Consider the following 14,956-nt stretch of genomic DNA (forward strand, 5'->3'; position numbering starts at 1 on the left):
GCCCTGCCGGCAAACATAAGTTCCACTGTATATGGCCTAGAGGCGCTGGGGTCTAAAGCCTGTTCGGTTCGACCGAGCGGCTCGGCTGCCGAGGAATTGTTTGGCCAGGATGAGACAGGGCGCAGCGACCGCGAACAGCACGACAAGCGCGAAGAAAGCTTCATCGAACGAGATCGTGGCGACCTGCCTCTCGAGCGCGCGCTGCAAAAGGGGGAGCGCGGCCTTCGTCGCCGTGGCACTGTCCATACCGTTTGTCACCAGAACGTTCGCGGTGGCCCGCAGGCGCTGGTCCACGGCCGCGTCGCCATTCACGAGGTGGGCAGCCAGTATGGTTCGGTTGTGGATATTTTGATGATCAATGTACGTTTGCAAAAGGGCTGTTCCGGTCATACCGCCCACCTGTTTGCCGAAGCAGAACAGGCCGATGCCGAACGGCAGCGCATCGGCGGCAAGTCCCCGCAGCGTAACCAGCGTCAACGCCACGAACAGAAGACCCAAGCCGAATCCCCGCAGAAACAAAGGAAGGCTCAGGTCCGGTGAGCCGCTCGCGCTGGTCGAACCGGACAGGAGCCACATGGCTCCGGCGAAGAGCAAAACACCAAACGGGACAAGCGCAATCGGGTGAATTCCGGTCTTTTCGATGACGAAGCCAGCGAACAGAAGCCCCAGCGCGAGTGCGGCCCCACTGGGTAGCAGAAGCACTCCTGCGCCCGTGGCCGTAAAACCGAGGACATTGAGGGCAAAAGCCGGGATGAGATAGGCGCTGCCCGAAAGAGCAAAGCCCGCGATGATGCTGACGAGCAGGCCAAAACGGAAGTCCGGACTACCGAGTGGCGAAACAGCCAGCAGTGAGCGTTCTGAACGGAAACCCGTTTCCCAAATAGCCAGAAAGCCGACGGCCACGACACCGATGGTGGTAAGCAGGGTGATATCCGTGTCGTCGAACCAGTTGAACCTGTTGCCTTGCAGCAGGACGTAGGTCAAAAGCGCGGCACCCAGGCCGAGCAACAAGATCTGAAGGACAGGAAGCCTGATTTCCCGCCAGTAGGTCCGGTCGCCGTCCGTCCCCAGAAGGACAAGGGAGGCGATGCCGAGGGGAATGTTGCTCAGGAATATCCAGTCCCAGGTGAGATGGTCGACGAGCCAGCCCTCCAGGGCAGGCGTAACGGCCGCCGGAGCCATCACGGCGCCTACAGCGAAAATTGCCTGGACGACCGGCTGATTTCTGTGCGGGAACCGGAAGAACAGCAGAGCCTGACCTGCGACCAGAATTGTGCCGCCGGCCAGCCCCTGGACAATGCGGCAGATGTCAATCCAGGTGAGGTCAACCGAGAACGTCATTGCCGCGGATGCCAGCAAAAGGGCGACGATCCCTGCGCGCAAACAAGCGGTCGGCCCGACTGCCCTGACAAAAAGCGGCGCGACAAGGAAAACCGTCAGTTTGGCCGCGATGAAAACAACGTCGGCCATCGCCAGTTCGTCCGGTGTTGCGTAGGTGTCGCCAAGCATGTCGATCCGGCCGATGGACAGTGCAGTGGACGCGACCGCGTCCATGACGGCGGCCAGCACGATGCCCGTCGCCATGAGCGAGGCGCGCAATGGTGCGCCGAGATGATGCTGCATGGCTGCTTCTTCAGCGAGACGCGTCACTGTACCGAGCGTCCGTTCGCGGTTCCGCCGGGCTGCGTTTCCAGCGCAATAGCGGCACCCTGGCCATTAACGGCGATGGCAACGCGCGCCGAGAGCCCCGGAACCAGGCGGCCGGGCAACGGGTTGCGCTTCATCCTGATCTTGACAGGCACGCGTTGGACAACGCGAATGAAGTTTCCAGTCGCATTGTCCGGCGGCAGCAGGCTGAACGCCGCACCGCTGCCGGGTGCGAAGCTGTCGACAACACCAGCGATTTCCAGATCTGGATATCCGTCGACCCTGACGCGGACAGGTTGACCGATCTGCACCTGCTTCAGCTGGGTTTCCTTGAAGTTGGCGACGACCCAGACGTCGTTGACAGGAACGATGTCCAAGGCTGCCGCTCCCGGAGTGACATAGCGGCCGACACGGATCTGGCGATTGCCAACGATCCCTTCGACCGGAGCTCTCACGACTGTGTTGTCCAGGTCGAGCATAGCCAGATCGAGCGCTGCCTGCGCCTGCGCCAGGGCTGCTTGCGCGCCGGACAATTGTGCGTCGAGAACGTCGAGTTTCAGCTTTTGAGCCAATAGATTGGCTTCTGCGCCGTCCAGGGATGCCTGTGCCTTGTCATGGCCAGCCTGTGCATCCTGCAGCTTCTGATCGCTTGCTGTCCCGTTCTTCTGCAGCGTCACGTAGCGGTTCAGGTTGGCGCGCGCGAACTGCAGGTCAGCGGTGGCGGATTGCTTCTGCGCCTCAGCCTGCGCGATCAACGCGTCCTGAAGTTTCCGGGTCGCGCCGATGTTGGCGATATCCGCGTGCCGGGCGGCGACGTTGGCCTTCGCCTGGATCACTTTGGCCTTGTAGTCGCTGTCGTCGATGCGAAAGAGAACAGCCCCCTTTGCAACGCTGGCATTGTCGTCCACATCGACTTCGACGACATAGCCCGCCAGCTTGGGAGCGATATTGGTAGTGTCTCCGCGGAGATAGGCGTTGTCGGTCGCTTCCTCGAATCGGCCCATCGTGAACCATTGCCAGCCCCATATCGCTGCCGGTGGAACCACCATAAGGGCAACGATGACGAGTGCGATCTTGCGGGCTCGGCTCATGATCGCCTCGACCTGAAGTCGACACACTCGCCATCGAAGCGGATATTCGCCTCGCGCAGAGCGGAACGATCGGCAACGCTGCAGGGCCGGGGTGATGAGTAGGGTTTCACGAGTGCGTCTCCGTCGAGCTGCGGCTCTGCCAACAGCAGAATTACAGAATGATCGGGCATTTCACGGCCTCCCCGCTATCATGCTAATGAACATTCCAACTCGCTGATCGGCAGTCCGTACTGGACCTCGGCACAGGTAGGCGGCGGGATCAGGCCGGCCGCTCAGCTGACGCGCCGCCGAGCAAATTCGCCCGAATGATTCGCTAAGCACCTGTCGGGGGTACAGTCCGTTGTCGCCGGCCACAGAACTTGGGCACCGGCGCTCGAGAGTGTCCATCGTACTCCCGCCCTCAACGGGCGCTGCATCGTGGACAATGACCATTCGGCCGATGCGATTTCGACTTTTGACTGCAATATCCTGCGCGACGCCTTCAGAACATCGGTCATTGAAATGCAGCTCTCCGAGGATCAGTGGCAGGCATACGCCGCGCATTTGATCCTCGACTATACCGGCAACTCCGATTTTGATCCGGCGTTGCTGGCCTGGATCGTGCGACCTTAACTTTGCCGCCGAGCGAGGTACGGGAGCCGCTCTCCCTTTCATTCTTTCCTAAAAGGACAACACGCATGAGGAATATGAAAACGCCGGACGCGCCTGCCATACCTGTCAAGCCGATCGTAGAAGCCGGAAAAATCCTGTCGAAGCGGCTGACGATCAGAACCGACGAAGCATCAAGACGAAGGTCCGCCGACACCGACGGCACGGTGCGGCGGGCGCGCCAAATTGCGGAAAGCAATCGCCTGATTTGATGCCCCTTTGTCCCTTTGGGGCAAACCCAGACATCATGCTCCCCAAGCCGATCGTCTGCTTTCATGGCGGCTTGAGGCGGCGATCGCGGGATAGTCGGTATAGCCGCCATAGAGCGTCGCCGAGTTGAACTCCGTCAGCGGCGTGCGCGTCTTCAGCCGTTCCACAAGGTCGGGATTGGCGATGAACGAGCGCCCGAAGGCGAAGAGGCCGCCTTGCCCTCGAGCCGCGACGCCGCGAGTTCGAGGTCATAGCCCGTTATTGGCGAGTTGAAGCGCTGGCGGAGCGATACGAAGTCGAACGGCGCGACATCGCGCGATCCGCCCGTGACGCCCTCTACGACATGGATATAGAGGATGCCCAAAGCGTGGAGTTGATCGACGATATAGTCGAACTGCGCCTGGGCCTGCTACCATACTGTCCTTGACGAGTTCGAGCTGGATGACAAGATGCCTGGGCCATTGGCTGTGAGGTCGGTTCTTCGTTCGACGTTCTGATGCCGGGCAGCTGTTTGCGAGACCGCTGGCCCTCGCCGGGATCGGTGACCTGCGCCACGATACGTGCCCTGCCGTCGCCGTCACCGCGGCCTCAGCTTGCAACCGCCAGCGGCGCCTTCTTCGCCAACGACGGCTGCCGGCGCAAGCGACGCTTGGCTGTAAGCTTGAGCGCGACCGGCGGCGCGCTGGACAGAGCGCCACGCACTGCATCGGCGATGCTATGAGCAACGAAATCGGCATTGATGTCGCCGGCCAGTGCCGCCGCCGCTTGGCTATCGTCGTTGCCGGCCTCCGACCAGAACGCGATGCCAACCCTGAGCGCCGGCCTGGCGCGCTTCAGCCGGCGCACCAGGAAGCGGGCGTGCTTGACGGAATCGCGATTGAGGAAGCCGACAACGACGGTATCGACAGCGGCAAGATCGAGCCGGCGAATGCTCGCCGGTTCCATGTCGGCGAATCCCGCCTTCGACACCGTCGCACCGTTGACTTCGAGCACCTGCGCCAGCATGGCAGCGGCGGCATCATCGAGTTCGCCGCGCCCGCCGCCACATAGCACTGATATGCCGACGCCATCAGGAAGTCCGATGTCGTCCTCGGCTTCCTTGCCCTCCCCGGCTGTTTCTTCTCCCGCAGCCGTCTTGCCGTCCCCGGCGGAGGCCGGTTCATCCTCTTCGGCCGCTTCTTCGTGTGCGCTGTCGTCGAGGTTTGCCACCAGCGTCAGCGCACTGGCCGCCACCTGCCGTCTCTGCTGGTCGTCCATCACGCCGCGGACACGATCCTGCTCGCCGAGCAACAAAGCGGGAATGGCGACCTGGTCATAGAACTCGACCAGATATTTCTCCTCCAGCAACTCCTCGGCGTGGTCGGTGGCCTCTTCCGGGTCGCCGGCCAGCAGTCGCTGGTAAAGTCGGGCATGCGGTTCGAGCACCGGCTCGTTGCCGAACAGTACGTCGAGGAATTCGAACTGCGGCACGTGCCTGCCCAGCACGACCAGACAGACGGTGAGCGGCGTCGACAAGATCAGGCCGAGCGGCCCCCACAGCCAGGTCCAGAAGATCGCCGCGACAATGATGGCCAATGGCGAGAGCCCGGTGCGCGAGCCATAGAGCCAGGGTTCGACGACATTGCCGGTGAGCAACTCCATCACCACGAACAGGCCGGCGGTCCACAGCACCAGCGACCAGCCGGGCGCTACCGCCAGCGCCAGCAACAGTGGCAGGAGCGCGCCGATGACCGGCCCGATATAGGGGACGAAGCGCAGCGCCAGCGCTAGTAGGCCCCACAGCAACGCATTGGGGATGCCCACAATCCAGAGCCCGATGGTGATCGGTATGGCATAGACGATGTTGACGACCAGCTGCATCAGCAGATACTGGCCGACGCGTTTGCCGGCATCCTGCAGCGCCTGGGTGGTGCGGTGCAGATCGCCATAACCGACAAGGCGGATGAAACGATCGCGCAAATCCTCCCGCTCCAGCAGCATGAAGATGACGACAACGATGATCAGACCCGCCGAGGCCAGCGGGCTGATCAACGGGCCGATGAGGTTCTGCAGGAACTCGAGCGGCCGTTCTCGCGCGATGATCTCGACCGGCACGGGCTCTCGCCTGGGCGTGTCGGCGGCGGGCGGCGACGAATCCTGCAGGTCGATCTCCTGCCCGACGCGCTCGATCACCTGGCTCAATCTGGCAATGATCCCTCCTGCTGCCCCGGTTTCCTTGAGCGACCGGATCTTGGTCAGGATGTTTGTCTGGTAGACCGGGATGTTCTGCGCCAGTTCGCTAACCTGCGATGCGGCAATGAAAGAGAACAGAGCGAGTGCCGCGAAGGCACCGAACACACTGGCGATGACAGCGGGAAGGCGGGGAATGCCGACGCGCTTCAGAGCCGACACCACGGGCGCAAGCGCGAAGGTCAAAAGCAGCGCAATGGCGATCGGCAGGAACACTTCGCGCCCGAAATACAGCGCCGCAACCGCTGTCACGATCGTGGCGACGGTGGGCAATGAGGTGCGCGGACGGGCGTTGGCTGCGGAAAGAATGCCCGCCAAGCCGAGCTCTGATGGGTAAATGCCGTTTCGACGATTTGCCGCCATTGAATACCTAGCCTCGCCCGCGCGCCATGATCGGGCATATTTAGCTGGCGCGCAACGTAGCAGCTTTACGCGCTTGCAACACGGCGCCCTGCTTTATGCGTTAGCCGACGGCCAGTGGGATATTCCGGCACTGCGCCTGCTCCTGGAGACTATCATCCCTGAGAAGACCGCCATGGACGGCTTCGAGGTCGAGTATGATTTCCCCAACATCGGCCAGCGCACGATGCTGCTCAACGCGCGAAAGGTGCTTTACGACCACAATTCGGCCGTCACCATCCTGCTCGCCTTCAACGACATAACGGCGCGGCGTGTCATCGAGCGCGAAAAGGAAGAACTCCTCGGCCGCACCGAAGACCTATTGCGGCAAAAGGATGTGCTGCTACGTGAGATGGAGCATCGGGTTGACGGAGGGGCGGCCTTGAGCGATTTCAGCCTGCCTGTTCATCGAATAAAACCGAGCAGCCTCGCGCAAGCGCTACTGTTGAGAGTGCATTTGCCATCAGATCATCCGGAGACACGAAATCGCCGGTTAGCACACGCAACTCTTCCACGCCTTCGGCCATCGACACGAAACTTCCGACCACTCGATCGCGCTTGCAACCCTCGACCACGTAAAGCAGATCGACCAATTCGAAGCCGCATATTCAGCCTCCAAAACAAATCGTCCCTTGCAGGATCTTGAAACGCATTGGCGGGAAATAATGTTCCCGGCTCGCCTGGCCGTGTAAAGAACACCTGGCCTGCGGTCGCGCCGGCGGCCTTGCCATCGGGATACTTCCACGATCGCACCTTGAGTCCGGGCGGCCAGCCTGTTGGCTTGTTCTGGCAGCGGATTTTTGGTCCGCTTGGCCGGTGCTCGAAAGCCCCTACCAGCTCCTAACCCTTACGCGCCGATGCCGCTCTTCAGCCGGACAGCCTGTCCGACGGCGAAGAGATGCGTTGCGCCTTCGCGGCGGACTGGGCGTGCGTTGCGATGGATCAGGGTTGTGGTTCTCATGATTGTCTCTCGTCCAGCTCCAGCGAGGCTTGAAGCAATGCCGGTTCGATCGCCACACAAACTCGCCCTTTGGCGCGAGATGGAGCGGCAGGCAGGTCTCCCATGCCTTCAAAGATGGTCGAGCCGGCTGGCTCGGCCTGCCTATGCAAGAGACGCCGAAGCAACTCGTCATCAACATTCTTATTCGAAGGAATACGTGAAGCCCTCCTTGGAGGCGCCGACGGTTACTTTTGTCATTTTTTCGCCCTCGAGCGAGCGGTTCAGCACGCCGCGGCTGAGTTCCGGCAGGAGCGTGTTGGTGAGGATGGCATCGATCATCCGGCCGCCGGATTCGATCTCGGTGCAGCGGGCCTTGACCAGATCCATGACACCGTCGCCGATCACCAATTCCGCATCGTTGGTTGCCCGCAGCCGGCGTGCGATCTTGGCGAACTGGTGACGGGTGATTGCTTCGATCATCGAATCCGAGAGCGGATAATAAGGAATGGTCACCACCCGGCCGAGGAAGGCCGCCGGGAAGACCTTCAGCAACGGGCTGCGCAACGCGGTGTCCAGATCTTCGAGCCCGGCCCGCAGCGTGCCATTTTTGGTGCGGTCCATGATGACCTCCGAGCCGACATTGGAGGTGAGCAGGATCAGCGTGTTCTTGAAGTCGATCCGGCGGCCCTCGCTGTCGTCCATCATCCCCTTGTCGAAAACCTGGAAGAAGATTTCGTGCACGTCGGGATGCGCCTTCTCCACCTCGTCGAGCAGGATCACCGAATAAGGTTTGCGGCGAACCGCCTCGGTCAGGATGCCGCCCTTGCCGTAGCCGACATAGCCGGGCGGCGCGCCTTTGAGCGTCGAGACCGTGTGCGCTTCCTGGAATTCGGACATGTTGATCGAGATCAGGTTCTGCTCTCCACCATAGAGTGTTTCGGCCAGCGCCAATGCGGTTTCGGTCTTGCCTACACCCGAGGGGCCGCAAAGCAGGAACACGCCGACTGGCTTTTCCGGCGCGCCGAGCCCGGCGCGGCTGGTCTGCACGCGCTTGGCGATCATCTCCATGGCGTGATCCTGCCCGACCACGCGCTCGGACAGAGTGGCGGCGAGCTTAAGCGCCTTCTCGGTCTGACTCGACAGCATCCGTCCGGTCGGAATGCCCGTCCAGTCCTGGACCACGGCGGCCACGGCGTTGCGGTCGACCGATGGCAGGATCAGCGGGGTCTCGCCTTGCGCCTCGGCCAGTTCAGTCATCAGTTCGCGCAACCGGGCGAGATCGGCGGCCGGATCGGATGAAGGGGCAGCGGCAGTCGCCGGTGTCTCCACGTCAGCCCGGCCTGTTTTCGTCTCAGGCGTTTCGGTCTTGGGCAGCTGAGCTTCAACTGCGTTGGCGCCTGCCGTTTCGACATTCGTCTGCGGTGTCTCTACCGCATCGAGCTGTACGCCTTCGCCGCGCAACCTGGCGCGCAATTCGAGAATTTCGGCAACAAGTGCTTTTTCGCGATCCCAACGTTGCTGCGCGGCGGCCAGCTTGACTTCGTTTTCGGCAAGCCCGTTGTCGACCCGTGCCTGCCGCTCAGTCACCTCGATGCCGATCGCGGCCTCGCGACCGATGATGCCGCGCTCGACCTCCAGCGCCTGCCGGCGGCGCGTGATATCTTCGACCTCGGCCGGCGTGGCGTGCTGCGATATGGCGACACGCGCGCAAGCGGTATCGAGAAGGCTTACCGCTTTGTCCGGCAGTTGCCGTGCCGGGATGTAGCGATGCGACAGGCCGACCGCCGCCTCGATCGCCTCGTCGAGTATCTGCACCTTGTGGTGCTGCTCCAGAACGCCGGCCACCCCGCGCAACATGAGAATGGCCACCGCCTCCGACGGCTCGTCGATCTTTACTACCTGGAAACGGCGGGTCAGCGCGGGGTCTTTTTCGATGTGCTGCTTGTATTCGGCCCAGGTCGTTGCCGCGATTGTGCGGAGCTCACCGCGCGCCAGCGCCGGTTTCAGGAGATTGGCCGCGTCGCCAGTTCCAGCCGCGCCGCCGGCGCCGATCAGCGTGTGGGCCTCGTCGATAAACAGGATGACCGGCGTTTCGGATGATTGGACCTCATCGATGACTGCCTTCAGCCGTTTTTCGAACTCACCCTTTACGCTTGCACCCGCCTGCATCAATCCGACATCGAGCATGCGCACGCTGACATCCCGCAGCGTGGGCGGCACGTCGCCCTCAGCGATACGCAAGGCAAAGCCCTCGACGACCGCCGTCTTGCCGACCCCGGCCTCGCCGGTCAGGATCGGGTTGTTTTGCCGGCGTCGCATCAGGATATCGACGATCTGCCTGATCTCCGGATCGCGGCCGACGACCGGATCGATCTTGCCGTCACGGGCGCGCTGGGTCAGGTCGGTGGCGTATTTCGCCAGCGCCGAATCCCCGCCCAGTGCCCGCTTCGGCGGGGTCTCGGCGGCGGCAGCGGACGGCGCAGCCCCGGCTTCGAGCGACCCTTCAGTTACGTCGGCAAAGCGCTGGATGACCGCGGCGGCGTCGACCTTGTCAAACTCGCCGCTGATCTTCGACAGCAGGCCTTCCAGCACCGGCGTCTTTAGGCAGGCAAGGAGAACATGTGCGCTACGGACTTCCTCGACGCCGAATTCCAGCGTTGCCAGGTTCCAGGCTTCCTGGATGGCATGAAAGATATGGTCGGAAAATTCCTCGATCGACGTTGCGCCATATGGCAGCTTGTCGACGGCGCGGGTCATGTCGGCTGTGAGCCGGCTCGCATCCAGTCCCGCATCGGCGATTATCATCTGCACATCCGAGCGGTCGGAAAGCACAAGTTGCTCGATGAAGTGGACGAGTTCGACGTAAGGATTGCCGCGCAGCTTGGCGGTGTCGGCGGCGGCCTTGAAGGCTCGCACACCGACAGGATTGAGCTTGCCGACCAGTTCCTTACGCTTGAAGCTCTGCGACGACCGGCGCTGTTCCATCGAACGTGCTCCTGCAATCTGCCAGCCGATAACCTGCCACATAAGCCGCCACTTGACAAAGTGCGTGATGGACGAGGTCTCGAAGACCGGTCCAGCCAGCTTATTGCGTTTATGGACGTCCTGCACCGCCGGCTGCAAACAATCACGGAATTGGGCCCTTGCGCGATACATTTCTCATGCAGGATCGGCAATCATGCTACGGATGTCAGCATTCGGAGGCGGTTGCATTTAGCTTCTGTTAATTTTTGAGCAGTCGTTGAATTGTGGTAAAGTGCAGCGGTGTGATAACGTCGGGTCACATCTGGTTTGAGGGCCTTCGCTGGGGGTTGGTGTGATTGATCTCGCACTCTGGCTTACTTCGTTCGACGGTGAGAATCCGTCCGGGGAAGATTTGCGCAACGACCCAGCTTTTCATGAGCTGGAGCGCCTGACGGAAGCCCAGATCAAAGTCGTCCACGACGGCAACAACAAGGCCGCCTCGCAAAGCACCATTCCGGTCGACTGGCCTGCGGTGCTCGCAAAGGCGGAGGAGTTGCGCGCGCATGGTCGGGACCTGCGCCTGCTCGTCATCGTCACGCGCGCGCTGGCCAATGAAGAAGGGCTGGCCGGGCTGGCGCAAGGTCTGACTCTCATTGCGCAGACTTTCGATCAGCATTGGGAAACCATGCATCCGGCACTGCGGCCCAACGCTTCGCCACGCGATGCCGCCCTGCGCCGTATCAATGCGCTGCTCGACCTGCAGAATGGTCAGGACGGGTTGTTGGCGAACCTGCGGCAAATGACGTTCTTCGCGCCGCGCGCGATCGGCCCGATTCAGGGCAAGGATCTGGAAAAGGGTGCGCTCGACGACCGTGTCATGCTCCAGGAGGCCGCCTCGGGGTTGAATGCGGCGGAGAAGGCCGCGCTGGTCAGTGCGCACGCACAACTCCTGAATCGGGTGCGTGCCGGATGTGCGGCCCAGATTGATCAGGCCAATGCGGAGATGCTCCAGCTCATCGCTGACGCCCGGGCAACGATCGCGGCACTCGATGCGGTCGAGGCCGCGCTCAACGCTCGTCTCGGCGGCGGCGGCGCTCCCGTTCCGGACTTAAAACGGTTCCTGCAGCGTTTGCTGACGACACTCGAACGGAATTCGGCAGCCGGCGCGGTGACGAATGGCGCGGCCACGCCGATGCCGGCGGAACCGGCAACGCCTGCTCGAAACGGTCATGGAGCCGATGCGATGGCAAGTATGGCAAGCTACGCGGAGCCGAGCACGGGGCTTCCCGACCGGATCTCCTCGCGCGACGACGTGGTGAAATGCCTCGACCTCGTCGTCGCCTTCTATGACCGCACCGAACCGTCGAGCCCGATTCCGCACCTGGCTCGGCGCGTACGCCGGATGGTGCATATGGATTTCGTTGAACTGATGGAAGATCTCGCCCCGTCTGGGCTGAAGGAATTCAGGCTGCTTGCCGGCGTTCCCGATGCCAAGAAGACGGCTCAGAAGGATGAAAGGTAACAACACATGCCAGCCGAAAGCAAAGCGAAGGTCATCGAACGAAACCGCGCGCCGCGAGTGCAGATCGCCTACGATGTGGAAACCTACGGCAGCCCGACGACGATCGAACTGCCGTTTGTCATGGGCGTGATGGCCGACCTTGCCGGTGCTTCGCAAACCAAGGAAGCGTCAAAGTCGGTGCTGGACCGCTCCTTTGTCGAGACCGACGCAAACCGCTTCCCAAAATTCATGGAGGCGCTCGGGCCCCGCGTCAAAGCCCGGGTGAAGAATACCCTGCCACAGGCCGAAGGCCAGGAGCGCGACGAAGAACTGGCGCTCGATCTCACCTTCAGCAAGATGGGTGATTTCGCCCCGGACAAGATCGCCGAGCAAGTTCCGCAACTGGCCGAGATCCTCAAGATGCGTCGTCAGCTCGAGGAATTGCTCGGCTTCATGGACGGCCGCGTCGATGCCGAAAAACGCATCGCGCAGCTTCTGAACAACGAACCGCTGCTTGGCAAGATCGCCAACCAGGCACTGTCGGATGACGACAAGGTTGGGGAATAAATCATGGCCGAACAGCAAAAGACCGCCGCAGTCGCCGCCGAGGCCGAGGCCATAGACCTTGGAGAATTCAGCGGACTCCTCGAGAAGGATTTCAAGGTCAAGAAGGACGACAGCGAGAAGCTGCAGCAACTCGTGCGCAATCTCGCGCTCGCGGCGCAGTCCCGTTCCGACACCACGACCATCTCGTCCAATGCGATCAAGTCGATCAAATCCCTGATCGCCGGCATCGACAAGATGCTGACGACCCAGGTCAACGAGATCCTGCACGCGCCGGAGGTGCGTGAAATGGAAGGCACATGGCGTGGCCTCTGGTATCTTGTCAACAACACCGAGACGGATCAGAAGCTGAAGATCCGGGTGATGAACATTTCCAAGGAACAGCTGGCCGATACGCTTGAAGACTATGAAGGCCAGATGTGGGATCAGAGCCCGATCTTCAAGAAAGTCTATACAGACGAGTATTCGATGCTGGGCGGCGAGCCGATCGGCTGCGTGATTGGCGCCTATGAGTTTTCCAACCACCCGCGCGACGTCGGCCTGCTGCGCAACATCTCGGGCATCTGCGCTTCGGCGCACACGCCGTTCATCGCGGCGGCCTCGCCGCGCCTGTTCCGCATGGACAGCTGGCAGGAATTGCCGAACCCGCAAGATCTGCAGCAGATCGTCTCCAACCCGGCCTATGCCTCGTGGCAGTCGTTGCGCGAGAGTGAGGACGCTCGCTACATCGGCCTGACCATGCCCCGCGTCCTGGCGCGGCTGCCCTACGGCACCGATACCGTTCCGGTGAAGGGCTTCACCTTCGAGGAAGAGGTGCAGGGCGACCACAACAAATATGTCTGGATGAACGCCGCCTTCCCGATGGGCGTCAACATCAACCGCAGCCACAAGCTGTTTGGCTGGGGCACGCAGATCCGCGGCGTCGAGAATGGCGGCACGGTGCTCAACCTGCCGGTACACAGCTTCCCGACCGATGATGGCTCTATCGCGATGAAATGTCCGACGGAAGTCGCCATCGACGACCGGCGCGAGGCGGAACTGGCCAAGCTTGGCCTGATGCCCATCCTGCACCGGAAGAATACCGATCTCGCGGCCTTCATCGGGGCCCACTCGCTGCAGGACGACGAGACGCGAGCGGGGCGGCTGGTCGATCCCGATGCGCAGTCCAACGAGCGGCTGAGCGCCAACCTGCCCTACCTGTTCCCGGTCTCGCGCTTTGCGCACTACCTCAAGGCCATCGCGCGCGACAAGGTCGGCTCGTTCAAGGAGCGTTCCGACATGCAGATCTGGTTGACCGAGTGGATCAACCGATACGTGCTGGCCAACCCGGCCTTTGCCGACGACAAGGCGCGCGCCAAGCGCCCGCTTGCCGCCGCCGAGGTTCAGGTGGACAGCGTGGAGGGGCGGCCGGGCTACTACAATGCCCGCTTCTATTTGCGCCCGCATTACCAGTTGGAGGGCATCAACGCCTCGCTCCGACTGGTGTCGGAACTGCCGTCCGTTAAGACTTGATTTGCAGCAACAACATCCTGGTTTTTGAACGCGGTGGAGAAACACAATGCCCACGACTACAAAGATTGATGGCTTTCTGAAGGTTCCCGATATCAAAGGCCCCAGCACCCGCGACGGGCACGAAGATGAGATCGAAATTCATGGCGTCGACTACAAGATGGTCGCCCCCTATGATCCGAATTCGATCTCACGCCGTGGCCGCGTGAACATGGGCATGATCAAGTTCACCAAACACTACGACAAATCCTCGCCCTATCTGAAAAAGGCGTTGTTCGACAACAAGGCCCTTGATGAAGTGGTGTTTTCGGCGCGCCGGACCATCGATGGCGAAAGTAAGGATTATCTGGTCATCACACTGAATGACGCCTTCGTCATGGAGTACGACATGTCGCAGGCCGAGGATGAGGAAGACCTGATCCAGGAAGAAGTCAGCTTCGCCTACAAGAAGATCAAGTTCGTCTATGACGGCAACGATGAAGCCGAAATGGATGTCTATGTCGGCAAGTGAGGTTCGGCAGCCCGGCGCGGGCAAGCGGCAGACCACCGGTAGCTTGCGGGCGAAAAGCGAAGCCGTCCAGCCATCGCTTTGGGATCGCCTCGTCAATGACCTGCCGGGTCTGACCTCGGAAATAGAAGGGCTGCGCCATTTCCTGCTCGACGAGCTTGGCGCGGACCGCCTCGACACACTCGTTGCCGGCAGCACGCGGGCCATCGACGCCGATACGGAACTGACACCGGATCAGAAACGCCGTCTGCATCGATTGGCCTTTCAGACCCAGCACCGCGTCGAGATCGAAAGCCGTGGCGTGGTGGTATCGGCCCGAGTGCTCAGGGAAGCGGTACGACGTGACATCGAGGCGCTCTTCAACACGGAGCGCTTCGAGGCCACGCCGCTTCTTTCCGATCTGGAAAATGAACAGGTTTCGGACAATCCCCCTTCGCTTGCCGATTTTCCGGAGGTCCGGCGAAGCGTGGTCAATTATGGCGTGCCTTCCTTCTCGGGCCGCTCGTCCCGCGACTTCGATCGCGACGTGCTGGCGCGTGAGATCCGCACCGTGCTCGCCACCTTCGAGCCTCGCCTGAAGGAAAGCGCAACAAAGGTTACGGTCACGCTCGGCGACAAAACCGTTGGCCTGAAGATCGAGATAGACGCCGTGCTGATCATGACGCCGACGCCCGAACGCATGCGCCTGCGCACCACGATCAATCTCGATAACGGCTTGGCGCGGACCGAAATTAGGGACGCCTGAG

At 61.6% G+C, this 14,956-nt stretch carries 12 protein-coding genes and 2 pseudogenes; 8 read left to right on the forward strand and 6 right to left on the reverse strand.

Features of this window, described 5'->3' with window-relative positions; translation table 11 throughout:
• Positions 1-36: 36 nt before the first annotated feature.
• Both NKJ90_RS09655 and NKJ90_RS09660 read right to left on the reverse strand, forming a co-directional pair.
• Complete coding sequence (locus NKJ90_RS09655) at positions 37-1,623, reverse strand: MFS transporter (RefSeq protein ID WP_352485996.1); 1,587 nt, start codon at positions 1,621-1,623, stop codon at positions 37-39.
• 23 nt (positions 1,624-1,646) lie between these two features.
• On the reverse strand, positions 1,647-2,738 hold the full coding sequence (locus NKJ90_RS09660) for an HlyD family secretion protein (protein ID WP_352485997.1): 1,092 nt from the start codon (positions 2,736-2,738) through the stop codon (positions 1,647-1,649).
• A 417-nt stretch (positions 2,739-3,155) separates the two neighbouring features.
• On the opposite strand from NKJ90_RS09660, the gene NKJ90_RS09665 reads away from it, so the two are divergent.
• Together NKJ90_RS09665 and NKJ90_RS09670 are read left to right on the forward strand one after the other, a co-directional pair.
• Positions 3,156-3,350: a hypothetical protein gene (locus NKJ90_RS09665; RefSeq protein WP_023758832.1), complete on the forward strand. Its 195-nt coding sequence runs from the start codon at positions 3,156-3,158 to the stop codon at positions 3,348-3,350.
• A 74-nt stretch (positions 3,351-3,424) separates the two neighbouring features.
• Positions 3,425-3,598, forward strand: coding sequence for a hypothetical protein (locus NKJ90_RS09670; protein WP_502904897.1), 174 nt, complete (start codon positions 3,425-3,427; stop codon positions 3,596-3,598).
• A 33-nt stretch (positions 3,599-3,631) separates the two neighbouring features.
• Here the strand turns inward: NKJ90_RS09670 and NKJ90_RS09675 are convergent.
• Positions 3,632-3,999: pseudogene (locus tag NKJ90_RS09675) on the reverse strand (alkene reductase); the annotation flags it as partial.
• Positions 4,000-4,184: 185 nt separating this feature from the next.
• Entirely contained in the window at positions 4,185-6,188 is a 2,004-nt protein-coding gene (locus NKJ90_RS09680; protein ID WP_352485999.1) for an AI-2E family transporter, read from the reverse strand.
• 82 nt (positions 6,189-6,270) lie between these two features.
• On the opposite strand from NKJ90_RS09680, the pseudogene NKJ90_RS09685 reads away from it, so the two are divergent.
• A pseudogene (locus NKJ90_RS09685) lies at positions 6,271-6,591 on the forward strand (histidine kinase); the annotation flags it as partial.
• 25 nt (positions 6,592-6,616) lie between these two features.
• Here the strand turns inward: NKJ90_RS09685 and NKJ90_RS09690 are convergent.
• Positions 6,617-6,832 carry a hypothetical protein gene (locus NKJ90_RS09690; protein ID WP_352486072.1) on the reverse strand — a complete coding sequence of 72 codons (216 nt, stop codon included), beginning with the start codon at positions 6,830-6,832 and terminating at the stop codon, positions 6,617-6,619.
• Positions 6,833-7,365: 533 nt separating this feature from the next.
• Positions 7,366-10,149 (reverse strand): type VI secretion system ATPase TssH, encoded by a 2,784-nt coding sequence (tssH, locus tag NKJ90_RS09695; RefSeq protein WP_352486000.1) that lies wholly within the window; start codon positions 10,147-10,149, stop codon positions 7,366-7,368.
• A 331-nt stretch (positions 10,150-10,480) separates the two neighbouring features.
• Here tssH and tssA point away from each other — a divergent pair, with 331 nt between their 5' ends.
• The 5 genes from tssA to tssE are packed head-to-tail and all read left to right on the forward strand — an operon-like array spanning position 10,481 to position 14,955.
• Positions 10,481-11,650, forward strand: coding sequence for a type VI secretion system protein TssA (gene tssA, locus NKJ90_RS09700; RefSeq protein WP_352486001.1), 1,170 nt, complete (start codon positions 10,481-10,483; stop codon positions 11,648-11,650).
• 6 nt (positions 11,651-11,656) lie between these two features.
• On the forward strand, positions 11,657-12,196 hold the full coding sequence (tssB, locus tag NKJ90_RS09705; RefSeq protein ID WP_023758845.1) for a type VI secretion system contractile sheath small subunit: 540 nt from the start codon (positions 11,657-11,659) through the stop codon (positions 12,194-12,196).
• Between the two features lie 3 nt (positions 12,197-12,199).
• Positions 12,200-13,705, forward strand: coding sequence for a type VI secretion system contractile sheath large subunit (gene tssC / locus NKJ90_RS09710; RefSeq protein WP_023758846.1), 1,506 nt, complete (start codon positions 12,200-12,202; stop codon positions 13,703-13,705).
• A 46-nt stretch (positions 13,706-13,751) separates the two neighbouring features.
• On the forward strand, positions 13,752-14,213 hold the full coding sequence (locus NKJ90_RS09715; RefSeq protein WP_023758847.1) for an Hcp family type VI secretion system effector: 462 nt from the start codon (positions 13,752-13,754) through the stop codon (positions 14,211-14,213).
• Positions 14,200-14,955 (forward strand): type VI secretion system baseplate subunit TssE, encoded by a 756-nt coding sequence (tssE, locus tag NKJ90_RS09720; protein WP_352486073.1) that lies wholly within the window; start codon positions 14,200-14,202, stop codon positions 14,953-14,955. Before NKJ90_RS09715 ends, tssE begins: the two co-directional genes overlap by 14 nt.
• Position 14,956: the final 1 nt, after the last annotated feature.

It is taken from the genome of Mesorhizobium sp. M0051 (assembly GCF_040323235.1).
Classification (GTDB): Bacteria; Pseudomonadota; Alphaproteobacteria; order Rhizobiales; family Rhizobiaceae; genus Mesorhizobium.

Excerpts from the sequence above, each read along its gene's own strand:
- NKJ90_RS09655 (WP_352485996.1), bottom strand. The coding sequence starts at position 1,623 with ATGCAGCATCATCTCGGCGCACCATTGCGCGCCTCGCTCATGGCGACG.
- NKJ90_RS09660 (WP_352485997.1), bottom strand. The coding sequence starts at position 2,738 with ATGAGCCGAGCCCGCAAGATCGCACTCGTCATCGTTGCCCTTATGGTG.
- NKJ90_RS09670 (WP_502904897.1), top strand. The coding sequence starts at position 3,425 with ATGAAAACGCCGGACGCGCCTGCCATACCTGTCAAGCCGATCGTAGAA.
- NKJ90_RS09680 (WP_352485999.1), bottom strand. The coding sequence starts at position 6,188 with ATGGCGGCAAATCGTCGAAACGGCATTTACCCATCAGAGCTCGGCTTG.
- tssH (WP_352486000.1), bottom strand. The coding sequence starts at position 10,149 with ATGGAACAGCGCCGGTCGTCGCAGAGCTTCAAGCGTAAGGAACTGGTC.
- tssB (WP_023758845.1), top strand. The coding sequence starts at position 11,657 with ATGCCAGCCGAAAGCAAAGCGAAGGTCATCGAACGAAACCGCGCGCCG.
- tssC (WP_023758846.1), top strand. The coding sequence starts at position 12,200 with ATGGCCGAACAGCAAAAGACCGCCGCAGTCGCCGCCGAGGCCGAGGCC.
- NKJ90_RS09715 (WP_023758847.1), top strand. The coding sequence starts at position 13,752 with ATGCCCACGACTACAAAGATTGATGGCTTTCTGAAGGTTCCCGATATC.
- tssE (WP_352486073.1), top strand. The coding sequence starts at position 14,200 with ATGTCGGCAAGTGAGGTTCGGCAGCCCGGCGCGGGCAAGCGGCAGACC.